This window comes from Streptococcus sp. 2100 (assembly GCF_013276335.1).
In the GTDB taxonomy this organism is placed as follows: Bacteria; Bacillota; Bacilli; order Lactobacillales; family Streptococcaceae; genus Streptococcus; species Streptococcus pseudopneumoniae.
The window spans coordinates 1-6,844 of the sequence record NZ_VMKV01000052.1; the positions used below are offsets into that span (position 1 = coordinate 1).

Genomic DNA, 6,844 nt, shown 5'->3' on the forward strand with positions numbered 1-6,844 from the left:
TTATACTCAATGAAAATCAAAGAGCAAACTAGGAAGCTAGCCGTAGGTTGCTCAAAGCACTGCTTTGAGGTTGCAGATAGAGCTAACGCGGTTTGAAGAGATTTTCGAAGAGTATAAACAAGGCGAAGTTTGACTTTTTCTAGTTTATTGGGGTACAATAGAGAAAAGATAGAAATGAAGTGAAAAATATGCTACCTGCTTATATGAAAATCCATGATCAGATTAAAAAGGATATTGACGAGCACCGTTGGGCTATTGGTGAGAGGCTTCCCAGTGAAAGAGATTTAGCAGAGCAGTTTTCGGTCAGCCGCATGACCCTCCGCCAAGCCGTATCTCTATTGGTTGAAGAAGGTGTCTTAGAGCGCAGAGTTGGAAGTGGCACCTTTGTGTCCAGTACTCGGGTACAAGAAAAGATGCGAGGGACAACCAGTTTTACTGAAATTGTTAAGTCCCAAGGTAAAGTACCCTCTAGCCAGCTCATTTCCTACAGAAAAACCATTCCCAATGAGCAGGAAGTTGCCAAGCTAGGAATTTCTCCTACCGAAAATATTATCCGAATGGAGCGGGTCCGCTATGCCGACAAAGTTCCTCTGGTTTATGAAGTTGCTTCTATTCCTGAAAAATTCATTAAGGACTTTAAAAAAGAAGAAATCACTAGTCATTTCTTCCAAACACTGCAAAAACATGGCTACCGTATTGGTAAATCACATCAGACCATCTATGCTCGCCTTGCTAAGGAAAAAATCGCCCACTATTTAGAAGTTGAAAAAGGACATGCTATTCTTGGTCTGACTCAGGTTTCCTACCTAGAAGATGGTACTGCATTTGAATACGTAAAAAGTCAGTATGTAGGCGAACGCTTTGAATTTTATCTTGAAAACAATTAATACTCTTCGAAAATCTCTTCAAACCGCGTCAACGTCGCCTTGCCGTACTCAAGTACAGCCTGCGGCTAGTTTCCTAGTTTGCTCTTTGATTTTCATTGAGTATAAAATACTACGCAAAAACTCTCTGTTCACGGACAAAGAGTCTTTTTTATTTTTCTAAGAGTAAATCTTTCAAAGAAATCAGTGTTACTGCAATTAAAATCATTGCCATGCCAAGAAAATCAATAGGATAAAATTGTTCATTCATGATTAGGAAAGCAAAGAAAACAGCCGAAATTGGCTCAATTGAAGCCAACAAACTTGACTTGACCGGCCCAATCAGACTGGCTCCTTTTAGAAAGGCTGTATAGGCAAAGACAGTCCCGATAAGGATAATGCCCGCAAAAGCGAGGAGAAAATCAAGACTTGTTGGGATAGTAGTCTGTAGAACTCCTGTAAAAGGAAGGGCAACCAAACCTGCTATAACCATTCCCACACCAATGACCAAACTGCTCCCCCACTTCTTAATCAAGGCTATGGGTAAAATGATATAAAGTGCGTAAGTCAGAGCAGAAAAGAGACCCCAAAACAGGTCTGCAGGTGTCATGGATAACTAGTCCACCTGCCCATGTGTTGCGATCAGGAAGGTTCCTCCGATGGCTAATATGATAGAAACAATCTCTCCCAGTGTCGGTGCCACCTTATCCTTGATACAGCTATAAATCAAAATTCCGACAGGACAAACATACTGAAGTACTGTCGCGGTACCTGCATTGGTCTCCTGAATAGCAGTTAGATAGGCGAATTGGTTGAGGAATAGACCAATTAGAGCAAAAATAAGAAGAGACAGCAAACTCTTCTTATCCGTTAAAAAGGCCAGCATTTTATCCTTTGCAGTGGCATAAGCCAAGAGCATGAGAATTCCACCAGCGATTAAAAGGCGCAAGTTGGTCAAGACCAGAGCTGAAATTCCGTGTGCCATCAGGTATTGGCCACTCGTTCCTGACAAGCCCCAAGCTATCCCTGCCACAACTGTTAGTAAAGTCCCTTTTAAACTATTTGACATGTCTCTCCTTACTCTTCTTTGCGAATCAAGTTCATCACTTGATTGCGGTCTACAATCCATTGAGCCCTCTCATCCTTTTCATAGGTACGATTCGATAGGAAAATGGCCGCTTCTTGCTTCTGACGATTCCACATGATAAAGGTACCTGTATAGCCCGTATGGTCTAGCCAATCTCCTTCCAAATTCCATGCCAAAGAACGTTCCTTGTCATCCAAAGGTGAAAAATTTTGACTCAAATCTCTTGCAAAATCATCTGCTAAATAGTGTTCTAAAAAGATTTGTAAATCCTTTACAGTCGAAAACAAACCAGCACTACCTGCATGTCTGCCCAAGAGGCGAGCCTTGGGATCATGTACCAGACCTGCCTCGACACCTCTAACTGTTGGAACAGCAAGCTCAACAGGTCCAAATTGGGTTTCCGTCATTCCCCACGGTTTCCAAACTTGTTCTTGTAAAATCACATCCAAATCTTGATTAAAAATTCTTTCCAAAATAAAGCCCAACAGCAAAAAATGGACATCCGAATAAAGAAAGGCTGGCTGACTTCGTCTGTTGAGATGAAACATCGCTTCCTTTAATTCAGGGGCTGTTAAAAGATCACGATTAGGAATAAAAGGATCAAGGTCTGTTGCATGAGTCAAGAGCTGGCGAATAGTGATGTCTGGATAATCACTCTCAGCTAAAAAATCTGTTACCGGTCTGTCAATATCTAATTTGCCTTTTTCCCACAAGAAGGTAAAAACGGTGCCAACGCCAACAACCTTGCTGACACTAGCTAGGTCATAAACTAGTCCTGCCTCAGTCTGCAAGCCATGCTCTGGGTGACTCTGGCCAATATAGAACTCCGTCCATTGATTGTCCTTAAAATACGCAAAAGAGGCTCCGGGATAAATCCCTGCCTCGATTTGTTCTTCTATTTTTTTAATAATCTGGGTCCACTTCATACTTCTTCAAACCACAATTCAACATTATTTCTATCTTTTCCAAGGAAGAATTTTTCAGACTTAGGAATAAAATATTCTGTAGACTCAAACTTCTGGCGAAGACTTGATATATCTAGTTCATTGACCAAGAACTTGAGCATAGATAAGTCCCAGGTAACCGTATTGTCCACAGTCAAATCCTTCCCCTGAGCTGGAATAAAATCAAGGGATGCCCCAATTTCAGATGATTCCAAGAAACTTTCGATATCAGTTTGGAGATGTAATTCCATAGAAATCTCAAATTTACTTAAAGAGATTGATGCCAAATCTGTTTGAAATTCAGGCTTTTCTCCTACTTCTACTAGACTTGCTCTGTCATCTTCTGCATGAATCAAAATCAAATCATCTTCTGGTGAAAAAATTTCAAAAGCGTAGCCATTTTGACCTTTATATAATCGATGAATCGAATCTGTTTTAGATAAGAGTCCCTCGATTTCTAAGGGATTTTCCACCTTGATAATCAATCTAGCCAGTTTTTTTCGTCCCTCTACCTTACGAGTACGCATGCTTGGTGCTTCTTCTAAAACCAGCTTTTCAAGACCTGTTTGGTCCCCTAGTGATAGGAAGGCTGATTCCTCTAACAAGGCCTTCATGCCAAGGGTTTCAATATAAAATGTTTCATTTAATTTTCTATTATTAACTTTTAAAGTAGGAATAATCCGTACAATCTGATTTACATTCATAAATTCCTCCATCACTTTTTATTTTAAAGGATTTTAGAATTTTTTACAAGATATTATGCTCAAATTTAACTTTATTTAGCTATTTAGTAAAGATAGCCTTTCAAGGCTTTTGTCAAAACCTGATAACCAGCAACACTGAGGTGCAGTCCATCAGTTGTATATTCTGGCTCTATAATATTTGTAGTGGGTAAATCCCCTATAGATATTATGGAGCCTATTTTTGTGTAGAAAAAAAGTCCCATATGACCTATAATGAAAAGCGACAAAACAACTCATTAGAAAGAATCATATGGAACAATTACATTTTATCACAAAACTCCTTGACATTAAAGACCCTAATATCCAATTTATGGATATCATCAATAAGGATACACACAAGGAAATCATCGCCAAACTGGACTATGAAGCTCCATCTTGTCCTAAGTGCGGAAGTCAAATGAAGAAATATGACTTTCAAAAACCGTCGAAAATTCCTTACCTCGAAACGACTGGTATGCCTACTAGAATTCTACTTAGAAAGCGTCGATTCAAGTGCTATCACTGTTCAAAAATGATGGTCGCTGAAACTTCTATCGTCAAGAAAAATCACCAAATCCCTCGTATCATCAATCAAAAAATTGCTCAAAAGTTAATTGAAAAGATTTCTATGACTGATATTGACCATCAGCTTTCCATCTCAACTTCAACTGTCATTCGAAAGCTCAATGACTTCCACTTTGAGTGTAATTTTAGAAATCTGCCTAAGATTATGTCTTGGGACGTTGAAACAGTCCAGGGAGTGACTGTTTCAATCGGGAGATGGAGATGAGCTTCATTGCGCAAGATTTTAACAATCTCAATATCATCACTGTTCTTGAGGGAAGAACACAAGCTATCATTCGAAATCACTTTCTTCGCTACGATAGAGCTGTCCGATGTCGAGTGAAAATTATTACTATGGATATGTTTAGTCCTTACTATGACTTAGCTAAACAGATTCGCTTTCAAATTTCTAGGCTCAGGCTGAAACAGTCTCCCAGACTGTTTCACTCCCGAATGCTAAAATCGTGTTGGATCGCTTTCACATTGTACAACATCTTAACCGTGCTATGAGTCGTGTGCATGTCCAAATCATGAATCAGTTTCATCGAAAATCCCATGAATACAAGGCTATCAAGCGCTACTGGAAACTCATTCAACAGGATAGTCGTAAACTCAGCGATAAACGTTTTTATCGCCCTACTTTTCGTATGCACTTAACCAATAAAGAGATTCTTGACAAGCTTTTGAGCTATTCAGAAGACTTAAAACACCACTACAATCTCTATCAGCTCTTGCTTTTTCACTTCCAGAATAAGGAACCAGAGACATTTTTCGGACTTATTGAGGACAATCTTAAGCAGGTTCATCCTATTTTTCAGACTGTCTTTAAAACTTTCCTCAAAGATAAAGAAAAGATTGTCAACGCCCTTCAACCACACTATTCTAACGCCAAACTGGAAGCGACCAATAATCTCATTAAGCTTATCAAACGAAATGCCGTTGGATTTCGGAACTTTGAAAACTTCAAAAAACGGATTTTTATCGCTCTGAACATCAAAAAAGAAAGGACGAAATTTGTCCTTTCTCGTGCTTAGCTGACTTCAACCCACTACAGTTGACAAAGAGCCGGAAAGTAATTTTATCTCAGTCAGTGAATAATCGCGAGCAATGGATTGATGATAGCTTCGAGATTATTGAGAGCCTCATTCACAGGCACATCTTTTCCAATATCGTTCGTCCCAATTAAAAGGACAATTTTATCTACCTCCCCACCGTACAGATGCGCATCCAGATTCTCTAATAACAGTCCTGTCTGATAGCCACAAATTCCTCGATTGACAATTGTCTTTGAAGTCCCAAACAACTCCTGCAGAGGATAATATTCGACAATGGAATCCCCAATAAAAAGAATATCTGGCTCTACAACTGAAACCTGATTTAGGTGACGATACTTGGTTTGGATTTTTTCTTGTTCCTTTAGTAACCAATTTTCTAATAACTGTACTGCTACTTCATTCTCCTTTTTCTAACCAGTTTTCCAATACTTGGTAAACTCCTCCTTGGCTATTGGCTGGCGCTAGAGCCGTCGCCACAGCTTTGGCTTTGTCATCAGCATTTTCCATCGCATAGGCAATTCCAGCCATTTCAAGCATTTCAACATCATTTTCACTATCGCCAAAAGCCATGATTTGTTGGGGGGTCAAGTCCCAACGCTTGAGTAATTCTTCCAAGCCCCATGCTTTATGAATTCCAGCTTGGAGGATATCAATGCAACCATAGCCACTCGATACAGCCCGAACACGGCCATCAAAGAGGTCATTGATTTCTTCCAATACCGAATTCAAACGTTCCTCACCAACAACCATACTCATCTTGAGCACACCACCAAAGAGGTCAGAGGTTAATTCATCCACAAAATTCATTCGTTGGTAGAATTCTTCAATCATTTCTGGAGTCATAAAACTTTCAAGGTCTGTAAAAATGGTACCTTCCTTGACGAAACCACCCTTCATCCCTGTTACAACAAATTGATCCTGACACGCTCGACCCTCGAAATGAGCCAAAGCCTTATCGACAATGGCATCATCCCAAGTCTGAGCCTGAATCAATTCATTGTTTTCAAAAATATGAGCACCATTGGCAACAACCAGAACCACTCGATCCACCAAGTGCTCCAGTAGTTGCCTCATGCGGTGAATTTCATTCCCTGTCGCGATGACAAAACGAATCCCCCTTTGATCCAACTGATCCACAATCTTTTCCAAGCGTGGGAGATCAAGCTGGCCTCTAGCATCCAGCAAGGTCCCATCCATATCTGTCGCAATTACCTTAATCGTCATTTACTTTCCTCTTGATTAGACTTCCTGCAAAACTAGAATCCTAGTTCATGATTGATAATACCAGCAATCAAATTCATTCGTAATCCGAAGTGTTTACGATGATTTCGATAGGTTGTTGAAGATATTTTAAACGTTTTTATAGTGAAATGAAATAAGAACAGGACAAATCGATCAAGACAGTCAAATCGATTTCTAACAATGTTTTAGAAGTAGAGGTGTACTATTCTAGTTTCAATCTACTATACAGAGAACGACTCAAAATTAAAAAGCTAGAGTTCCGCAATTGGAAATATCTAGCTTTTTTGTGGTTGAGAACTATTTTGTCTCAGGCTCTTTATCTTCTATTTAGGACAAGAGTTTTTCTTTGGTCTTTAATGATAAAGAA

At 39.5% G+C, this 6,844-nt stretch carries 4 protein-coding genes and 5 pseudogenes; 2 read left to right on the top strand and 7 right to left on the bottom strand.

The genetic code is table 11. The features are described from left to right. Positions 1-188: 188 nt before the first annotated feature. Positions 189-887, top strand: coding sequence for a GntR family transcriptional regulator (locus HT669_RS07785; protein WP_000936194.1), 699 nt, complete (start codon positions 189-191; stop codon positions 885-887). Positions 888-1,035: 148 nt separating this feature from the next. Here HT669_RS07785 and HT669_RS07790 read toward each other — a convergent pair. From HT669_RS07790 to HT669_RS07805, 4 genes and pseudogenes are all read right to left on the bottom strand, one after another. After that, positions 1,036-1,932: pseudogene (locus tag HT669_RS07790) on the bottom strand (DMT family transporter). Between the two features lie 8 nt (positions 1,933-1,940). Continuing rightward, positions 1,941-2,876, bottom strand: coding sequence for a serine hydrolase (locus tag HT669_RS07795; RefSeq protein WP_000872315.1), 936 nt, complete (start codon positions 2,874-2,876; stop codon positions 1,941-1,943). Next, positions 2,873-3,598, bottom strand: a complete 726-nt coding sequence (locus HT669_RS07800) for a CppA family protein (RefSeq protein WP_023936414.1) — start codon at positions 3,596-3,598, stop codon at positions 2,873-2,875. Before HT669_RS07800 ends, HT669_RS07795 begins: the two co-directional genes overlap by 4 nt. Before the next feature lie 83 nt (positions 3,599-3,681). Next, a pseudogene (locus tag HT669_RS07805) lies at positions 3,682-3,771 on the bottom strand (platelet activating factor); the annotation flags it as partial. 116 nt (positions 3,772-3,887) lie between these two features. Here HT669_RS07805 and HT669_RS07810 point away from each other — a divergent pair. Then, positions 3,888-5,214: pseudogene (locus HT669_RS07810) on the top strand (transposase). A 33-nt stretch (positions 5,215-5,247) separates the two neighbouring features. Here HT669_RS07810 and HT669_RS07815 read toward each other — a convergent pair. From HT669_RS07815 to HT669_RS07825, 3 genes and pseudogenes are all read right to left on the bottom strand, one after another. Further along, positions 5,248-5,582: pseudogene (locus tag HT669_RS07815) on the bottom strand (GDSL-type esterase/lipase family protein); the annotation flags it as partial. A 49-nt stretch (positions 5,583-5,631) separates the two neighbouring features. Continuing rightward, positions 5,632-6,459, bottom strand: a complete 828-nt coding sequence (locus HT669_RS07820; protein ID WP_000153523.1) for an HAD family hydrolase — start codon at positions 6,457-6,459, stop codon at positions 5,632-5,634. 32 nt (positions 6,460-6,491) lie between these two features. Then, positions 6,492-6,599 (bottom strand): annotated as a pseudogene (locus HT669_RS07825) (IS5/IS1182 family transposase); the annotation flags it as partial. Positions 6,600-6,844: the final 245 nt, after the last annotated feature.